The 15999-nt window shown below is 70.1% G+C and carries 18 protein-coding genes, 1 tRNA gene and 1 pseudogene; 13 read left to right on the top strand and 7 right to left on the bottom strand.

Annotation, left to right across the window (positions count from 1 at the left end; all coding sequences use genetic code 11):
- Positions 1-220: 220 nt before the first annotated feature.
- From ACFVJQ_RS29020 to ACFVJQ_RS29000, 5 genes are all read left to right on the top strand, one after another.
- Positions 221-616 carry a hypothetical protein gene (locus ACFVJQ_RS29020; RefSeq protein ID WP_385788368.1) on the top strand — a complete coding sequence of 132 codons (396 nt, stop codon included), beginning with the start codon at positions 221-223 and terminating at the stop codon, positions 614-616.
- 827 nt (positions 617-1443) lie between these two features.
- The gene (locus tag ACFVJQ_RS29015) at positions 1444-1641 is read left to right on the top strand and encodes a hypothetical protein (protein ID WP_385788365.1); all 198 of its coding nucleotides are present in this window, start codon (positions 1444-1446) and stop codon (positions 1639-1641) included.
- 524 nt (positions 1642-2165) lie between these two features.
- On the top strand, positions 2166-2828 hold the full coding sequence (locus tag ACFVJQ_RS29010; RefSeq protein WP_385788377.1) for a sortase domain-bontaining protein: 663 nt from the start codon (positions 2166-2168) through the stop codon (positions 2826-2828).
- Positions 2829-3009: 181 nt separating this feature from the next.
- A complete protein-coding gene (locus tag ACFVJQ_RS29005; protein WP_385788362.1) occupies positions 3010-3411 on the top strand; it encodes a hypothetical protein in 402 nt (133 codons plus the stop codon).
- A 74-nt stretch (positions 3412-3485) separates the two neighbouring features.
- A tRNA-Arg gene (locus ACFVJQ_RS29000) sits at positions 3486-3567 on the top strand.
- Positions 3568-4090: 523 nt separating this feature from the next.
- Here the strand turns inward: ACFVJQ_RS29000 and ACFVJQ_RS28995 are convergent.
- Both ACFVJQ_RS28995 and ACFVJQ_RS28990 read right to left on the bottom strand, forming a co-directional pair.
- A complete protein-coding gene (locus ACFVJQ_RS28995) occupies positions 4091-5134 on the bottom strand; it encodes a DUF6745 domain-containing protein (protein WP_385788359.1) in 1044 nt (347 codons plus the stop codon).
- Positions 5135-5154: 20 nt separating this feature from the next.
- The gene (locus ACFVJQ_RS28990) at positions 5155-5481 is read right to left on the bottom strand and encodes a hypothetical protein (protein WP_385788356.1); all 327 of its coding nucleotides are present in this window, start codon (positions 5479-5481) and stop codon (positions 5155-5157) included.
- A gap of 173 nt (positions 5482-5654) precedes the next feature.
- Here ACFVJQ_RS28990 and ACFVJQ_RS28985 point away from each other — a divergent pair, with 173 nt between their 5' ends.
- The 7 genes from ACFVJQ_RS28985 (at position 5655) to ACFVJQ_RS28955 (ending at position 12229) form a co-directional block, all read left to right on the top strand.
- A complete protein-coding gene (locus ACFVJQ_RS28985; protein WP_385788353.1) occupies positions 5655-6611 on the top strand; it encodes an STM4015 family protein in 957 nt (318 codons plus the stop codon).
- Positions 6612-6618: 7 nt separating this feature from the next.
- Positions 6619-7578 (top strand): STM4015 family protein, encoded by a 960-nt coding sequence (locus ACFVJQ_RS28980; RefSeq protein WP_385788350.1) that lies wholly within the window; start codon positions 6619-6621, stop codon positions 7576-7578.
- Positions 7559-8731 (top strand): STM4014 family protein, encoded by a 1173-nt coding sequence (locus ACFVJQ_RS28975; RefSeq protein ID WP_385788347.1) that lies wholly within the window; start codon positions 7559-7561, stop codon positions 8729-8731. Before ACFVJQ_RS28980 ends, ACFVJQ_RS28975 begins: the two co-directional genes overlap by 20 nt.
- 1 nt (position 8732) lies before the next feature.
- Positions 8733-9551: an STM4013/SEN3800 family hydrolase gene (locus ACFVJQ_RS28970; protein ID WP_385788374.1), complete on the top strand. Its 819-nt coding sequence runs from the start codon at positions 8733-8735 to the stop codon at positions 9549-9551.
- Positions 9548-10906 (top strand): STM4012 family radical SAM protein, encoded by a 1359-nt coding sequence (locus ACFVJQ_RS28965; protein ID WP_385788344.1) that lies wholly within the window; start codon positions 9548-9550, stop codon positions 10904-10906. Before ACFVJQ_RS28970 ends, ACFVJQ_RS28965 begins: the two co-directional genes overlap by 4 nt.
- Before the next feature lie 9 nt (positions 10907-10915).
- Positions 10916-11794 carry an STM4011 family radical SAM protein gene (locus tag ACFVJQ_RS28960; RefSeq protein WP_385788341.1) on the top strand — a complete coding sequence of 293 codons (879 nt, stop codon included), beginning with the start codon at positions 10916-10918 and terminating at the stop codon, positions 11792-11794.
- A gap of 81 nt (positions 11795-11875) precedes the next feature.
- On the top strand, positions 11876-12229 hold the full coding sequence (locus ACFVJQ_RS28955; protein ID WP_385788338.1) for a hypothetical protein: 354 nt from the start codon (positions 11876-11878) through the stop codon (positions 12227-12229).
- Positions 12230-12627: 398 nt separating this feature from the next.
- Here the strand turns inward: ACFVJQ_RS28955 and ACFVJQ_RS28950 are convergent, their stop codons facing one another.
- Positions 12628-12912: a hypothetical protein gene (locus ACFVJQ_RS28950; protein WP_385788335.1), complete on the bottom strand. Its 285-nt coding sequence runs from the start codon at positions 12910-12912 to the stop codon at positions 12628-12630.
- A gap of 140 nt (positions 12913-13052) precedes the next feature.
- Positions 13053-13310, bottom strand: coding sequence for a hypothetical protein (locus ACFVJQ_RS28945; protein WP_385788332.1), 258 nt, complete (start codon positions 13308-13310; stop codon positions 13053-13055).
- Positions 13311-13904: 594 nt separating this feature from the next.
- On the opposite strand from ACFVJQ_RS28945, the gene ACFVJQ_RS28940 reads away from it, so the two are divergent.
- A complete protein-coding gene (locus ACFVJQ_RS28940; RefSeq protein ID WP_385788329.1) occupies positions 13905-14156 on the top strand; it encodes a chaplin in 252 nt (83 codons plus the stop codon).
- Positions 14157-14268: 112 nt separating this feature from the next.
- Here ACFVJQ_RS28940 and ACFVJQ_RS28935 read toward each other — a convergent pair whose 3' ends face one another.
- The 3 genes and pseudogenes from ACFVJQ_RS28935 to ACFVJQ_RS28925 all read right to left on the bottom strand — a co-directional run.
- Positions 14269-15135 (bottom strand): tyrosinase family protein, encoded by an 867-nt coding sequence (locus ACFVJQ_RS28935; protein ID WP_385788326.1) that lies wholly within the window; start codon positions 15133-15135, stop codon positions 14269-14271.
- Positions 15119-15625 carry a tyrosinase family oxidase copper chaperone gene (locus tag ACFVJQ_RS28930; RefSeq protein WP_385788323.1) on the bottom strand — a complete coding sequence of 169 codons (507 nt, stop codon included), beginning with the start codon at positions 15623-15625 and terminating at the stop codon, positions 15119-15121. The genes ACFVJQ_RS28935 and ACFVJQ_RS28930 overlap by 17 nt, the downstream gene beginning before the upstream one ends.
- 181 nt (positions 15626-15806) lie before the next feature.
- Positions 15807-15999, bottom strand: a pseudogene (locus ACFVJQ_RS28925) (hypothetical protein); the annotation flags it as partial.

The raw sequence follows: 15999 nt of genomic DNA, 5'->3' as shown, positions 1-15999 counted from the left end.
AGCCATGGTCGGCAGCCGCCTGAGAGCCACACCCAGCTCCCCTGGGCGCCCTCACCCTACGAATGGGAGGACCAGCCCGCTCAAGAACGTAGAGCTGCCTGACTCCATAGAGGCCTTGTCCACGGCCGAAACGGCCATCCGGTGCAGGGTGAACTGTGCAGTTGGCTGTCGTGCTCGCCTGAGGCGCCATTCACAGGCCACATCGGCGTACGGTCTGCTCATGTCGCAGCGCACCAGCGGCTCGCGGGCACGAGCCCGTACGACCAGCACACCTCTCATACCGTCGGACCTGTCGATTAGGGTTCTGCTGATTCACGGCGAGACGAACGCCTCGTACCTCAGCCGCACCGCCACTGCGAACGGCCTCGAGTTCCCGCGCCTGCCGAAGACGCTGCACACCGGCCGGCTGCCACGAAGCGCGGCGGACGTACACCCCGCCCGACAGGAGGTCATGGTCAGCACTGAGGCCATGGCACGGCTCACCAGGCTGGTGGAACGGGACCAGGAGCAACTGCGGCGCGCCCTTCCCGGTCTCCGCGCCGAGACGATGCTGGACCTCGACCGAGCCGCGGTGCGCGTCACAGCGTGGCCCAGGAGCCGGGCGCCGGATCGCTGAAGGCCTGCCCTCTGTGTGTGGAGGAGGGAGCGTGGCTGGTCGCGGCCGTGCGCCTGCGGGCGGCGCTGGCAGTGCGGGGACGACGGGGGATATCTCATCGACACCACGCCTGTCCCCGACATTGCCCGGGCTCTTCGGCGGCACCAGGCCTTCAACCACCGCCTGGGTCCGGCCAGCCACGCGCTGGTGGCCGATGCGCACCAGGTGATGCTGTGGTGGTGGGCGTCCAAGCAGGTCGCCCGCGAGGTGTGGCGGGAGCGAGAGAACGCGCTGCCCGTCGACTGGCTCGCCGAGATCGCCGCGGGCTTCGGCGTACCTGGGATTGCCGATGGCCAGGAGCGCGAGCCGTTTGCGGTTCTGGCTTCAGCTGCACCTGCCCCAGCCCGGGCGCAAGGTGACCGGCCGCAGCAAGCCGGGACGGCGCTGGGCATGGCTGCCAGTCCTCCACTATCGGCCCGGCGACCGCGGTCCTCTCCGGGCGAACTCCTGCCTGCGATGGGTGTTCAGCAAACACCTCACCTCCACCACCGGGCTCTGCGGCCCCAGCACACAACCCCCGCTAACCGAGATCACTCGCGGAGCGTATGCCCAAGCTCCACCCCTTCGACGCACATCCTGACCAGCTCGAACGCGGCAGGAGCGAAGCTCTGCCGGGGGGCCAAACAGGGGGCCAAACGAGGTAGCCGCGCGAAGACCGTCCCGGACGGTAATGGACAGTGTCGGAACCGAACGAGCAGGTCAGCAAGTACGAATCAAGGTCACAAAGGGGCCCGATCGCGTTCGGGACGAAGAGGTCACCGCACCTGGGCCAGCCGTATGGTGTGGGCGTGCGAAACGACCGACACGACGAACCGCTCTCCGACGAGGAACTGGAACTGTTCCTGCAGTACCTCCATCGCTTCGCCCGACATGACGTCGATCTGTTCGCACTCCTGGAAGTGGGTGACCCCGAGTACCCCTGCTACGTGAGCCTGGCCCGGGACCCGATACCCGGAACCGATCGTGCGGCTTACCGTCGGCCGTGACGGAATCAGACGGTGTCGCCTGACATCCACGGCTGACATCAACGGCACCGGACGCCGGCGATTTCGGGCGGTCGTAGGCATCGGCGCAGGCGTAGCAGCAGCTGACCGCTGAGGCGGCTTGATCGAACTCCTAAAGCGGTAGTCACCAGGCCCGGCTGTGCAGCAGAGAAGTACAGCAACCACCGCGACCACAGCCGCTGGCCACTGGCCATGGTCAAACAGGCTAAGAGTGCCCGGCAGTAGGCTTCGCGCGTCGCGGGGCACTCTGAGAACTGCCGCTTCGAGGCAGGAACCAGCAGTCCGGCGAACGGTTCTCACCCGATTGGCCCACATGTGCGCGACTCCGCCGGATAACCGCCCTAATGTTCGAAGGTATGAACACTCGAAGGAAGCGAATACGAGCCAACTTCGCCGTGCCCATAACCACGGGGGTCCTCGCGCTGACGGCTTTGGCAGGCGCGACAGCTGAAAGCGCCGCAGCCGAGAGCACCCCCCAACGACCGAGCACCGACGCCGCGGTGCCCATGTATGGCCTGCTGACGACGCCCGCGGCCCCGTCCGACCCGGCCGCAGCCTCATCCGAGCCGCCCGCAGCCCCGTCCAACCCGCCCGGTGCCCAGGCCGACCCGGCCGCAGCCCCGTCCAACCCGGCCGCGGCAGACACCCAGGCCCCCACCCGCATCCAGGCCGCAACGCTGTCGATTCCCGCCATCGGCGTGTCCGGACTGCCTGTGGTCCCGTACCAGGGCAGTCCCGACGACGCGCCAGGCACCCGGATCCAGGACCAGGGCGTGGCCGCCAGCCCGCACGGCCCCGGCGGTGGCGTCGGCCCCGGCGACGTGGGCAACTACATCGTCACCGGGCACCGCGTCTCGGCAGGCGGGCCGCTGCGGGCGCTGCCCTCGCTGCCGGCAGGCGCGTCCGTGTTCGTGACCGCCGGTGGTGTGACGTACGAGTACACGATCACCGGGACCCGGACGACCTCCTTCCGGTCGCAGGCCTCCATGAACGCACAGCGCGCCGCTGTCCCCGGCTCCCCCGGCACCGCCCCCACCCGCGCGATGATCACCGTGACCACCTGCCTCACGCCCGAGGACAACGCGGCGGGCAACTTCTGGCGGGACGCACAGAACAACCCCGAACACCGCATCGACAAGATCGGCGTCCTCACCGCCACCAAGCCCTGACTGAGAGTGCCCGGCAGTAGGCAGCGCGGGTAAGAGCGACCGGCGGTAGGCGAAGTCGCCGCTCCAGAGCGCCCTGGATGCAATGCAGGCACGAGCCCGAGTGATCATGGAGGTCTCTACGCTCAGTGATCACCAGAGGGCTCGTGCCTGTACCGCGTACAGCCAAGCTGCCAACGGTCACTTGATCGACCTGTTCGCGGCGCTTCCGTTGCCGGGAACCCCAGAAGGGAAAGGCTTCTGGGAGCGCATCCGCGACGCTGGGGGCAGCGCAGCCTGGAACATCCACCCTGCCAATATGGGCGGCCCCTTCTTCGACCGGATCCATGACGGCAACGAAGGCGGTATTGCCTCCCGCGTCCTGAGCTTCCTGGAGGAGCTGACGCCGTCTCAGCGCACCGACGTGGCGGAAATCATCGGCTCAGCCCTCGACAACGGCACCATCGGCGTCAGTGGCCGATACGGGGGCGAGCTGTGGCTACGGGACGCTGAGATGAGTGCATGGCGCGTCGCGCTGGCCGGTCGGCGGGAGTTCGAAACGTCAGAGGACCGCGAGCGCTTCTTCGAAGCATGGCGCCGCGCCTGACCACCTGCGGCCAACCCCGGCCTGTCGAATGCGTGTCGAAGTCACCGACCAACCCAACACCACTTGAGAATAAGGCCAGTTCAGAATCGGTCTTCCTGTGAATTGCCCCAGCGCCTTCTAAGCGCTTGGCCGCAGGTTCGAGTCCTGCCGGGGGCGCTCCGCTACTTTGCGTGTTCCCGCAGGCCAGGTGCAGCACCTGAAGTACCGATGACCCTTCCGATGACGTGACGCATACAGCGGCGCCCCCCGAAGGACTGTCCGAGCCGGTTCGACATCGCCGCAGGTGGACGCCTGCGTCATGCCCTCACTCGAGGGCGCCGACGACTCGCTGGCCGCCCTCATCGGCGTACGCGACGTACTCGCCGCCGACGACCTGCGCCCCCTCTACCTCGCATGACCGTCCGCCCTCGCCGCCCGGGAACTCGTGGACGAGGACGAAGAGGAGTACCAGACCTGCCCGGCCCCCGTCCCGGCCGACCTCGGCGAGCTGACCGCACATCGCCGGGAGCTCGCCACGACATGTCCCGGTCAACGCTCCGTCCGCTCCAGTGATCGCCCCCGCCGGTGCGGGCGACGCCCCTGCACGTCTCGGACTCGCCGACTGCGCCTGCCTCGGCGCCGCCCCTGCACAGCCGAGGGCGGTCTCGCTGCTCATCGGCGCGGACACGCTGGAACCGGCTCAGGTCTCCTTTTCCGGTACGTAGTCGGCCTCCTCCAGTCCGAAGGTCCAGGCGACGCCCTCCCGGGCGGTCCGGGTCCGCGGCGGCACCCGCAGCCAGTAAGTGCGGTGGGTACCGTCGGGCTCCGGGGTGGAGTTGACCACCTCGACCATCACCAGCGGCTCGTCCCCCTCCAGTTCGATACGCCACAGCACACCTGCGTCGTCCCGCTGCACGGGCTCGGCCCCGGACTCCTCCAGATAGCGCTCGTAGCCGTAGTGCTCCAGCATCACGCGGCGCAGCTCGGCATTCTCCTCCTCGCGTATCCGCCGCGGGGTCAGCCCGCCCAGTTGGCCGAGGAATTCGGCGGGGACCGGCATGCCGCGCCAGGCGTGCAGCGCGAACCCGTCGGGGAAGGCGAGCGCCGGTCCGTCCCCGCGATCGAGCCGACCCGCCTCGTCCCGGTGCAGCTCCACGGGGCGTTCGCAGACGATCGCGGTCTTCTCGTACGGCCACCACCAGCCTGCGGCGCGGGCGACCGCGGCGATCCCGTCGAGCTCCTCCCCGCCGTCCTGGCCGTCGAAGGCTGCCAGCCACGCCGCGTCGTGCTGCCCCAGAACCGCGTCGAGCAGCACCAGCCGGACAGCCTGCTCACCTCCCGGCACACCGGCCAAGGCCTCGACCGCGCCGGTTCGTATGCGCTCGGTCAGCATGACCGTGGTGTCCCAGAGCTGGGCGCCCGTCAGGGCCCAGCGCTCGGCCCAGCCGGTCGGCCCCAGCCGGTCGAGGACGCGCTCCCGCACGGCGGCCCACGGCCGGGTGCGCACCGCGTCGCGGACGCTTCGGCCGGCCGTGCCCTCCGCCGTGAGCCGTGCGGCCAGTGCCGCGCCCTCGCGGGGCGAGCCCGCCCAGACGATGCGCTCCGGCTCGGGCAGGCCCGCCAGCCGGTAGGCAAGGCGCACGCCACCCTCGGCAGCCGCGCGGTCTGCCGGGCCGGTCGTCGCAACCACCTCGCGCCACAGCACCATCGTGTCCACCTGCGCCGTCTCCATCGGCGTCGTCATCGTGCCGCTCCCCCGTTTCCTCAGTCCGCCACGACGCGCACCGCGCCAGGCACGTACTCACGCTGCCGCACCACCCGGTACCAGCCCTTGGGCAGCGGTATCGCCGCGTGCTCCTCGTGCACCACCCGCCCACCGTCCGGGAGATGGAGGTAGGAGGCACCGAACGGCCCGGCCTCGCGGACCAGAGTCCCTGGCCCCACCACCGCGTGGGCGTGCCCGGTGACCTCACCGAGCGCCAGCACGAGCCTCCCCCGCGCGTCCCGCGGCTGCCGCGGCAGCCGGTCCGTGCCCGGCAGCACGGCCGCCTCCGCGATGGGCACGATCAGGACATCCCCCTGCCGGTACATGCATGTCTCCCTTCGCCGTCGGCGCCTCGCCGACCGATGACCACGACGCTACGCCGGGGGTCTGACAACGCCCCTCGGACCGGGGCCGCACGGCCCGTCGACGGTGTTGTCAGAGCGACTTGGTAGAACTCTCCGCACGAGCAGCGCCCGTCCACCTCAGGAGACCCGCGACCATGTCCCACGTCGAGCATCTGCAGGAACTGCACGGCCTCCCGGCCTTCGACTTCCCCGAGCCCGGCGCGGGTCGGGAGCTGCCGGAGGCGGACGGCGTGGCCTGGCGGCTGGCCGTCGATCCTTACGGGGACTCCTCGGAGGAGGGGTTCGGTGACCTGTGGGACCGCTTCCTCGACTCCGTGGACCCCACGGGTGTCCGCGCGATCGTCGTGGGGCAGTGGGGTGAGCCGTACGACAACGACTCCAGCGGCATCGTGCAGCGCCTCGTGGACGCCCGGGACCGACTGACCTCGCTTCGAGCCGTGTTCATCGGGGACCTGGAGATGGAGGAGGCGGAGATCTCCTGGATCGAGCAGTCCGATGTCACGCCGGTCCTCGAGGCCTATCCGCTGCTGGAGGAGTTCGGGATCCGTGGCGGCACCGGACTGCGCTTCCCGGCGGTCCGGCACAAGCACCTGCGCACGCTCTGCTTCGAGGCCGGCGGCCTGCCCGGCGAAGTCGTGCGCGGTGTCGCCGCCAGCGAGCTCCCCGCGCTGGAGTACCTCGAAATGTGGCTCGGTGTCGAGGAGTACGGCGGCGACACGACGGTCGCCGACCTCGCGCCGCTCCTGGCCGGCGGACGCTTCCCGGCGCTGCGCCATCTCGGCCTGCGCAACAGCGAGATCCAGGACGAGATAGCCGCCGCCGTCGCCGGGGCCCCGGTCGTCGCCCAGCTGAAGTCGCTCGACCTGTCCCTCGGCGTGCTCACCGACGAGGGCGTGACGGCGCTGCTCGACGGCCAGCCACTCACCCACCTGACCTGGCTGGACCTCCACCACAACTTCGTCACCGAGCCGGTGACCCAGCGGATCCGGGCGGCACTGGAGCCGTCCGGCGTCGAGGTCGACCTGTCCGAGCCCGGCGAGACGTGGGAGGACGACGGCGTCGTCCACCGCTTCACCGCCGTCGCGGAATGAGGCCGTCATGACCTTCGCCGATCACTTCGAGACCTTCCACGGGCTGCCCGTCCTCACCCTGCCCGGGCCACGTCAGGAGAGGCTTCCGGACGCGGACGGCGTGGCCTGGCGACTGGACTGCGGCTGGGAAACACCATTCGCCGAGCTGTGGCGGAGCTTCACGGACCGGGTGCCGAGCACGGATGTACGGGCCCTGGTCATCGGGCCCTGGTGGGACGACGAGTACAGCGACCTGCGTCCGGCGCTGGAGCTGATCCTGGCCGACGCGGAGCGCTTCCCCGCGCTGCGCGCGCTGTTCCTCGCCGACGTCACCAGCGAGGAGTGCGAGATCTCCTGGCTGCAGCTCACCGATGTCACCCCCGTCCTGGAGGCCTTCCCTCTGCTGGAGGAGTTCGGCGTCCGCGGCGGCGACTCACAGGGGCTCGGCGAGGAGCCCCTGTCGCTGCGCCCGGTGCGCCACGACACACTGCGTGTGCTGCGGTTCGAGTCGGGTGGCCTGCCCGGGCAGGTGGTGCGGGCGGTCGGCGCGTGCGAACTGCCCGCGCTGGAGCGTCTGGAGCTGTGGCTCGGAGTGTCGCAGTACGGCGGCGACACGACGATCGCCGACCTCGCGCCGCTCCTGGCCGGCGGACGCTTCCCGGCGCTGCGCCATCTCGGCCTGCAGGACAGCGAGTTGCAGGACGAGATCGCGGCGGCGGTTGCCTCGGCACCGGTCGTGGCACAACTGGAGTCGCTGAGTCTGTCCATGGGCACCCTCACCGACACCGGCGCCGAGGCACTGCTCCAGGGCCAGCCCTTGACCCATCTCAAGCGGCTGGACCTGCATCACCACTTCCTGAGCGAGGCCGTGGCCGACCGGGTCCGTACGGCCCTCGGCTCCGCCGGGACCGAGGTGGACCTGTCGGAACATCAGACGCCGCACCGCTGGCGGGACGAGGAGTGGCGCTATGTCGCTGTCTCCGAATAGTTCCCGGGTGCGGCGCCCCGTCTCCGGTACCGGCCTTCGGTTCGCCGTGGTCGGCAATCCGGAGAACCGGCGGACGACGATGTTCGCCGACGCCGTCCGCGCGGCGGGCCACCCGGCACCACGCGTGCTCGCCTGGCGGGACGTGCTGCGCGGGCGGTACGCCTTCACGTCGGGCGAGTTCGTACGGATCGACTCCCCCGGCGAGAACGCCGAGGTCGACCGGCTGCTGCGGGGCACCGACGATCCCGCCCGGGTCGAAGGAACGGCTCTGTGGCACCGACGTTTCACCGCTGCGGTCCGGGACGTGACGGGCGCGGCGCACCGTGCGGGCGCGGTACCTTCCGCCGACCCGGAAGATGTCGCGGTGATGTTCGACAAGCGGCGCTGCCATGCCCGGCTCGCCGCCACGGGCGTCCCGGTGCCCCCGGCCCTGACGGGTCCGGTCGGCGGCTGGGAGGAGCTCAGGGAGCAGCTGAAGGCCGCCCGTGTCTCGCGGGCGTTCGTGAAGCCGGCACACGGCTCGTCGGCCTCCGGTGTCGTGGCACTCGCCATGGCGGGTCCCGGCCGGGTGAAGGCGACGACCTCCGTGGAGACCGCTCCCGACGGCCGCCTGTACAACTCCCTCCGGGTGCGCCACTACACCTCGGAGCCCGAGATCGCCGCCCTCGTCGACGCGCTGGCCCCCGACGGGATCCACGTCGAGCGGTGGCTGCCCAAGGCATCGCAGGGCGGCCGGGCCGCCGATCTGCGGGTGGTCGTGGTCGCCGGACGGGCCACGCATGCCGTCGTACGGACCAGTCGGCACCCCATGACGAATCTGCACCTCGGCGGCGTCCGCGGCGACCTCGACACGGCACGCGCGGCGATCCGGGCCGCGGGCGGCAGCTTCGACGACGCGCTGGACACGGCGGAGCGGGCGGCCGCGTGCTTTCCGGGCACGCTGTGCGTCGGCGTGGACATCCTGCCGGCCACGGGGTGGCGCCGCTTCACCGTCGGCGAGGTGAACGCCTTCGGGGACCTGCTGCCCCGCCTGACCGGCCTGCCCGGCAGCGGCGCCGAGGGCCTGGACACCTACGCCGCGCAGGTCGCCGCCGCACCGGCCGCCGTACGGCGCACAGAACGCAAGGAGCACCACCATGACGCCACCGCCTGACATGAGCGAGGTCGTGGGCAGCCACGACCTCCTGCTGGTCACCCTCGACACGCTCCGCCACGACGTGGCTCAGGAGCTGGCGGCGGCCGGCCGCATCCCGAACCTGGCCCGGCATCTGCCCGGCGGCGTCTGGGAGCGCCGGCACGCCCCCGGCAGCTTCACCTACGCCTCCCACCAGGCGATGTTCGCAGGCTTCCTGCCGACACCGGCCACGCCGGGTCCGCATCCGCGGCTCTTCGCCGCCCGCTTCGCAGGCAGCGAGACCACCGCAGACGGCACCTTCGTCTACGACACGCCCGATCTGGTGTCGGGTCTGGCCGCCGTCGGCTACCGCACCGTCTGTATCGGCGGCGTGGGCTTCTTCAACCAGCGGGGGCCGCTGGGCTCCGTCCTGCCCGGCATGTTCCAGGAGAGCCACTGGGACCCGGAGTTCGGGGTGACCTCCCCCACGTCCTTCGAGGCACAGGTGGCCTGCGCCGAGAAGGTGATCGCCGGACTCCCCCAGGAGCAGCGTCTCTTCCTCTTCGTGAACGTGTCGGCCCTGCACCAGCCCAACTGGTTCCATCTGCCCGGTGCCACCCGCGAGGCGGGCGATACCCGAGCTACCCACGCCGCAGCCCTTGAGTACGTGGACCGGCACATGGGACGGCTCTTCGCGGCCGCCTGCAGCCGCCGTCCGTGCTTCGCCATCGTCTGCTCCGACCACGGCACCGCCTACGGCGAGGACGGCTACACCGGCCACCGCATCGGCCATGACGTCGTCTGGACCGTGCCCTACGCCCACTTCTTCCTGGACTTCCCCGACGAGGCTGCCCGATGACCCTCACCGAATCGGCGGCCCCGCCCGCCGTCCGCCCGTACCAGCACTACGTCTACGCGTATCCGCACAAGACCGCGTACCGCCCGCTGAGCCGGGAGCAGGCGTCCTTGCGTGAGCTGTGGGCGGACGAGCCGAAGGACGCCCTCTCGCTCTACTTCCACATACCCTTCTGCGAGGTGCGCTGCGGCTTCTGCAATCTCTTCACCCGGATCGGGGCGCCCGACGGCCTGACCACCGCCTACCTGGACGCGCTGGAACGTCAGGCGGCCGCGGTGCGCGAGGCGCTGGGCGACAGGGCGCGGTTCGCCGGCGCGGCCTTCGGCGGCGGCACTCCGACGTTCCTCGAGGCCGCGGAGTTGGAGCGGCTGTGCGATCTCGCCGAGCGTGGCCTCGGCGCCGATCTGACCGCGATCCCGCTGTCCGTGGAGGCCTCGCCCGCCACGGCGACCGCCGACCGGCTGGCCGTGCTGGCCGAGCGCGGCACCACGCGGCTGAGCCTGGGTGTGCAGAGCTTCGTCGACGCCGAGGCGCGAACCGCCGTACGCCCCCAGCGCCGGGCGGACGTCGAGGCGGCCCTCGCCCGGATCCGCGACGCCGGCATCCCCGTCCTCAACATCGACCTGATCTATGGCATCGAAGGCCAGACCGAGGAGTCGTGGCGCCATTCCCTCGACGCCGCCCTCGCCTGGCAGCCGGAGGAGTTGTATCTCTACCCCCTCTACGTGCGCCCGCTCACCGGTCTTGGCCGGCACCGCGGCCCGGCGCTCGGCGACGCCGAGTGGGACGAGCAGCGGCTGCGGCTGTACCGCTACGGCCGCGACCATCTGTTCGCGCGGGGCTACGAGCAGGTGTCGATGCGCATGTTCCGCCGCGTGGGCGCCCCCACCACCGGCGGGGAGGACTACGCGTGCCAGACCGACGGCATGGTCGGCCTCGGCTGCGGCGCCCGTTCGTACACCTCCACGCTGCACTACTCCTTCGACTACGCCGTGGACATGCACCGCATTCGCGGGATCATCGACGACTACACCGGCCGCGCGACCGACGACTTCCGCCACGCCGACTTCGGCTGGCAGATGAGCGCAGAGGAGGCCCGGCGCCGTCATCTGCTGCAGTCACTGCTGCAGGCCGAGGGCATGCCCGTCGCGGACTACCGGACCCGCTTCGGCACCGCGCCCGGCGACGACTTCGCCGCCGAGCTGGCCCGGTTCCACGACCGGGGCTGGCTGGACGACTCCGCCGCTCCGGACCTCCTGCGGCTCTCCCCCGAGGGCCTGGCCCACTCCGACGCGCTGGGCCCCGAGTTGTTCTCCGCCGCCGTGCGGGAGCGCATGGCCGCGTACGAACCGAAGTGACGGAGCCGCATGGACCTCACGATCCTCTACCGTGGCCCGCTGGCGTCGTGCGACTACGACTGCCCGTACTGCCCCTTCGCCAAGCGCCGGGACACCCGCGCCCAACTGGCCGCCGACCGCGCCGCGCTGGAACGCTTCGCCACCTGGGCGGCCGCACAGCGGGAGGACCGGCTCTCCCTGCTGTTCACGCCGTGGGGCGAGGGCCTGGTGCGCTCCTGGTACCGGCGCACGCTCGCGGAACTGAGCCGGCTGTCGCACATCCACCGGGTGGCGATCCAGACCAATCTCAGCTGCCGCACGGACTGGCTGGACACCGCCGACCTGGACACCCTCGCTCTGTGGTGCACCTTCCACCCCGGCCAGACGCCGTACGACCGCTTCCTGGCCAAATGCCACGACCTGGCCACCCGCGGCGTCCGCCACAGCGTCGGCGTCGTCGGCCTTCCCGAGCACCTGGAGCACGCACATCGCCTCCGCGCCGACCTCCCCGCCCACGTATACCTCTGGGTCAACGCCGCCGAGGGTCACACGTACACGGACGCCGAGGCCGAGCAGTGGTCCGCCCTCGACCCGCTCTTCCCGTACAGCCGCCACCCGCACCGCAGCGCGGGCCTGCCCTGCCGGACGGGCGAGTCCGTCATATCGGTGAACGGCGAGGGCACAGTGCGCCGCTGCCACTTCGTGCGGTCGGAGCTGGGCAACCTGTACGACGGCTCCTACCGGAGTGCACTGCGTCCCCGCGCCTGCCCACTGGCCGTCTGCGACTGCCACATCGGCTACGTCCACCTGGAAACCCTGCCGCTGTACGACGTGTTCGCGGGCGGCGTCCTGGAGCGAATCCCGGCAACGCTTCCCCCCACGAACAGGCCGTCCCCTGTCAGCTCTTGACCGCGCCCAGCGTGAGTCCGGCCACGATGCGGCGCTGGAGAAGGAGGGTGAGGAGCACGACAGCGGCAGGGACACGGTGGGGTGAGCGAGCGCCAGGCCGAGGCACCTGTCGGACGACTGGGCCTCGACCGCCTACTGGTACCAGGCCCTGCCCGACCCCGTTTCGACATCCTCCCCGTCGAGCAGCGCCTCCCGCGCCGCCCGGAAGGCCCCTCGCTGAAGGACCTCCCGACTCCCGACCGCAGCCGCCTGGACGACCTGCGCAAGGCCATGTACGAACAGCGCGACGCCCGCATGGCCGAGTTCGCCGCACAGCGGCAGGAGTGGCTGGAACGCCGCGCGGAGGAATCGCGGCAACGAGCGGCCAAGAACACCGAATACGCCCGCGAGATGCAGCGCCGATTCCTCAAGGGGGCCGTCCAGAACCGTGGCTGACCGGGCGCATCCCGGCGAATCGGCTCGCAAAACGGAGCGGCGATGGTGGAGAAGGTCCGTTCACCGCTGCCACCGCCTCCAGCGCCGCCCACGAGTGCGACGCCTCCCGTTTAGCGCATCACGAGATGCGCAGTGAGTTGAGAGAGGGTCAGATGGTTCTCAGTGAGAGGAACTGTGACCATGACTGCTCCCCGTGCAGGGCCGGGAGAACACGGGGATGGCCGGGACCCAAGAATTGGGTCCCGGCCATTCTCCGCTGTACAGATGGGGACTTACGCTGGTTGGAGCACTCTGACACGGCGGCTGCGAGACAGGCGGCTCAGACGTGTGCCGACGTGAACGCCAGGGAATGGCAGCAGGAACCGCGCGGCAGGCGCCTCGGCTGCCTCGGTTGGACGTCAGAGCTTCTTGCCACCGACGGTGACGTTGATGGTGCAGGTGACATGCTTGCCTTGCGAATCTTGCGAATCGGGGCAGACTTGCGTTGATTTGTTGACGATGTGGACATTTCCGTGCTTGTCGGTGGTGAAGTGATATTCGCTCGTTTGCACGCAGCGAACGTTGCCCTTGCTGTCTTCGATGCACTTGCCGGAGCCATCATGCCCCAAGGCCGGGGCGGCACCGATCAGAGCAAAGCCACACAGGACTCCCGCTGTCGCTGCGATCTTCTTTGAATTGAGCATCTACCTTCTCCTTTACGGTCGTTCCCCCGTGACTGGACGACAGAGACGTTCCGGACGCTTGAATCGGCGAAAAGCCAGGGCAGGCCCCGGGCCCGGACACTTGGCTTCGGGCACCGGGACCTGCACCTAATCAGTGATCACTAGCCGCCGAAGGTGTAGCTCTGACCGCAGCTGGTCGGTTCGTTCCCGCCGCCAGTGCCGAGGATCGCGACGCTCAGGTTGACGTCGTTGAGGGCGTTGATGAAACCGCTGGAGGGGTCGTTGCCACACTCCTGGTTCTGCTGGTTGTCGAGCGCGAGGCTCGGGCCGTCGTTGCTGGCGTGGCTGACGCCAGCCCCGAGGAAGCCGACGCTGCCGAGCATGGCCATGACGACTGCGGCCTTCTGGTACTTGCGCATTACCTCTCCGTTCTTGAGTCGACACAATCCGTTACGGATTGGTCACTGACAGTCGCTACTGTATGCGGCTTTTAGCGGCTTTTGCCAGGCGAAACACCCAGCCGCGTAAGTTTCTGAAAAAAGGCAGGTCGTCGCGCTGCTGCGCACACACGGATAGCGGCATCCAGGTCGTCAGGTCCGACCATCTGCCGTTGGGCGGCCGCTGCTCACAGCGGGGTCACGCGCAGCTCAGCAGGCATCAGGACTGCTTCGGGCGGGGCGATACTCACGGCACTGATAGCAGTCACGGTGACGGGTGACCCCACTCAGGACCTGGAGCGTGACTCCTCTCCGCAGGCAGAGGGCCTCGTCGCCGTGCACCTGCCGGAGCCTGTCACGGAGCGGACTGCCGTCCGTCCGAGCCGACGGCGCCGTCTCCGCGTCGTGAGAACCGGGGGCGGCCATGAGCGCAAACCACCGCTCGTCGGGCGAATCCCCTGTTCAAGAAGGGTGATCCGGAGATGATCGCCGTAACCGGTACAGGGCCGTGGCGTTGAGCTGAAGTGCGGTCGCGCGTTCTGCTGCCGCACTTACCGAGTCACTAAGGAGAACGTGATGTCTCGCATCGCGAAGGTTGGCGCTGTCGCTCTCGGCACGAGCGCCGTGGTGCTCAGCGGGGCCGGTCTCGCCGCGGCGGACGCCGGCGCAAAGGCCGCGGCGGTAGGCTCGCCCGGCGTCCTGTCCGGCAACGTGGTCCAGGTTCCGGTCCACGTGCCAATCAACGTGTGCGGAAACACCGTCACGGTGATCGGCGGGCTCAACAAGGCCGTCGGCAACTTCTGCAAGAACGAGAGCCACAAGAAGTAATAACGGGACCCGGCATGCCACTGACGTCTGGTGACGTCGGTAGTCCTGACCTGAAAGCCCCGGCGCCGGAGGCGCCGGGGCTTTCCCATGAACCTGCTGAATCTGCGTCATCTCACGCGTACCGATAGATCCGGCTGACGTCCTCCAACTCGTCCGGGGTCACATCCCACGGCGGCAGCTTCTGGTGGCGTGCCACGATCCGGTTGTGCTGCTCGTCGCCGGGGCCCGGCGGTGTCGCGGGGAGGTAGCGGGCCCCCCGGTGCCGGCGCTGCCAGCGGTACCACTGCAGGTCGACGAAGGCGTGGTGCAGCAAGAAGACGGGGTCGTTGACGGAGGCGCCGCCGAGCATGGACCCGCCGACCCAGCGGTGCACCCGGTTGTGGTTGCGCCAGGACGGGCTGCCCCGGCCAGCGCCCCAGCCCTCCAGCTTGTTGCGGAAACCTCGGGTGACCGTCGAGTTCCAGGGCGCCACGTCGTAGGCGGGGTCCTTCAGCGCCCACTCCAGATCGCTCTTCGTGGGCAGGTCGATCGGGTTGCGGGGGCGGCCGAGGTCCCGGGTGAGGAACGCCCCTTCGGTCACAACGTGCTTGATGTTCCAGTTGCCCTCACGATGGGCGAACGGACCGGTCATCACCTGGTGGTCGGAGCGGCGCCCGTTGCCGCCGAGGAGGTCCGCCGTCCAGGGTGCGGAGGTGGTCGTGCGGTCGCGCGTCCAGTCCCAGTACGGCACAGTCACCGACGAGTCGACCCGGCGCAGCGCGCCCTCCACATCGAGCAGGAACCGGCGGTGCCAGGGCAGGAAGGAGGGCGCCATGTGCGCGGCGCGCAGTCCGCGCTCGCCGTCAGCGGAGAAGTACGCGATGTGCATCCGTACGAACTCGTCGTACTCGCCCCGCCGTTTGACCTCCAGCAGTGCCTTGACGAAGCGGCGCTTCTCGGCGCCGGTGAGCGTGGCGGCGTCCTTACGCACGTACGCCATGCCGGTCTCCCATGTGCCGGCGTTCCGCGTCCACCGGTCCCGGAGCCAGGTCGTGCAGCCGCTGACCGAGGCCGAGTTCGTCGACGGCGGCGCGGGCGGCCTCGAATGGTGTCCGGTACGAGCAGTAGTGGTCGACCATGGTCAGCCAGGTGCCGTCGGCGCGGCGCATCAGATGCAGGGGGCGGTCGTCCACGGTGACGTGCCAACGGCCGTCCTCGGCCGCGCCGCGCGCCGGGGTCCACACACCGCGGATGCGGCGACCGCGGTACGTCTGGTCGAAGGCGGTGTCGCCCGCGGTGTTCCCGGGGCCGGATAGGGGGCGCTGCGGGCGCAAGGCGGCGACCACCGGGGTTGCCAGGGCGGCGGCGAGCGCGCAGGCGCGCAGACCACGAGCCACCGCCCGCCGTGTTCTGCCCGCCGGTCCGGGCCGCGCCGGGCCCGGTACTCCGTCCTCGACACCCACCGGTACTCCGCCCGTGCTGACGACCATGGTTCACTCCTCGTCCGGTTCGCGTTGTCCGTAGCCGTAACTGAGGAAGGTCCTGCGCCGTCACCGCCGCGCGGCCAGGAAAGTGATCACGGTGGCCGTCCCGGTGACCCAAGGTGTGTGCGCACGGAGGGACGGCCCTCGAACTCCACCGAGGGCCGGCTCCGCACGGCGGGTCTTCCCCCTACAGCCACAGGTTGCCGTGCGCCGGCTTGACCCCGTTCACTGCGGCCGCGGCCTCCCTCGCCGTGGGGATCAGCGAGTTGGAGCCCGAGGCGCTCAGGCCGAGGGGGATCCTGGTGGTCATGCCGCCGCTGAGGTTGCTGGTCGCCAGGTCGGGGGCACTCTGGGCAGCGGGCGCCTGGGCCGGGGCACTC

The organism is Streptomyces sp. NPDC127197, from assembly GCF_042672405.1.
GTDB classification, from domain to species: Bacteria; Actinomycetota; Actinomycetes; order Streptomycetales; family Streptomycetaceae; genus Streptomyces; species Streptomyces flavusporus.
The sequence above is the reverse complement of the archived record's forward strand: the minus strand, read 5'-3'. Positions and strand labels throughout refer to the sequence as shown.

Excerpts from the sequence above, each read along its gene's own strand:
- ACFVJQ_RS29020 (WP_385788368.1), top strand. The coding sequence starts at position 221 with ATGTCGCAGCGCACCAGCGGCTCGCGGGCACGAGCCCGTACGACCAGC.
- ACFVJQ_RS28945 (WP_385788332.1), bottom strand. The coding sequence starts at position 13,310 with ATGCGCAAGTACCAGAAGGCCGCAGTCGTCATGGCCATGCTCGGCAGC.
- ACFVJQ_RS28935 (WP_385788326.1), bottom strand. The coding sequence starts at position 15,135 with ATGGCGTACGTGCGTAAGGACGCCGCCACGCTCACCGGCGCCGAGAAG.
- ACFVJQ_RS28985 (WP_385788353.1), top strand. The coding sequence starts at position 5,655 with ATGTCCCACGTCGAGCATCTGCAGGAACTGCACGGCCTCCCGGCCTTC.
- ACFVJQ_RS28975 (WP_385788347.1), top strand. The coding sequence starts at position 7,559 with ATGTCGCTGTCTCCGAATAGTTCCCGGGTGCGGCGCCCCGTCTCCGGT.
- ACFVJQ_RS28940 (WP_385788329.1), top strand. The coding sequence starts at position 13,905 with ATGTCTCGCATCGCGAAGGTTGGCGCTGTCGCTCTCGGCACGAGCGCC.
- ACFVJQ_RS29010 (WP_385788377.1), top strand. The coding sequence starts at position 2,166 with ATGTATGGCCTGCTGACGACGCCCGCGGCCCCGTCCGACCCGGCCGCA.
- ACFVJQ_RS28960 (WP_385788341.1), top strand. The coding sequence starts at position 10,916 with ATGGACCTCACGATCCTCTACCGTGGCCCGCTGGCGTCGTGCGACTAC.
- ACFVJQ_RS28965 (WP_385788344.1), top strand. The coding sequence starts at position 9,548 with ATGACCCTCACCGAATCGGCGGCCCCGCCCGCCGTCCGCCCGTACCAG.
- ACFVJQ_RS28970 (WP_385788374.1), top strand. The coding sequence starts at position 8,733 with ATGAGCGAGGTCGTGGGCAGCCACGACCTCCTGCTGGTCACCCTCGAC.
- ACFVJQ_RS28930 (WP_385788323.1), bottom strand. The coding sequence starts at position 15,625 with ATGGTCGTCAGCACGGGCGGAGTACCGGTGGGTGTCGAGGACGGAGTA.
- ACFVJQ_RS28950 (WP_385788335.1), bottom strand. The coding sequence starts at position 12,912 with ATGCTCAATTCAAAGAAGATCGCAGCGACAGCGGGAGTCCTGTGTGGC.
- ACFVJQ_RS28980 (WP_385788350.1), top strand. The coding sequence starts at position 6,619 with ATGACCTTCGCCGATCACTTCGAGACCTTCCACGGGCTGCCCGTCCTC.
- ACFVJQ_RS28995 (WP_385788359.1), bottom strand. The coding sequence starts at position 5,134 with ATGACGACGCCGATGGAGACGGCGCAGGTGGACACGATGGTGCTGTGG.
- ACFVJQ_RS28990 (WP_385788356.1), bottom strand. The coding sequence starts at position 5,481 with ATGTACCGGCAGGGGGATGTCCTGATCGTGCCCATCGCGGAGGCGGCC.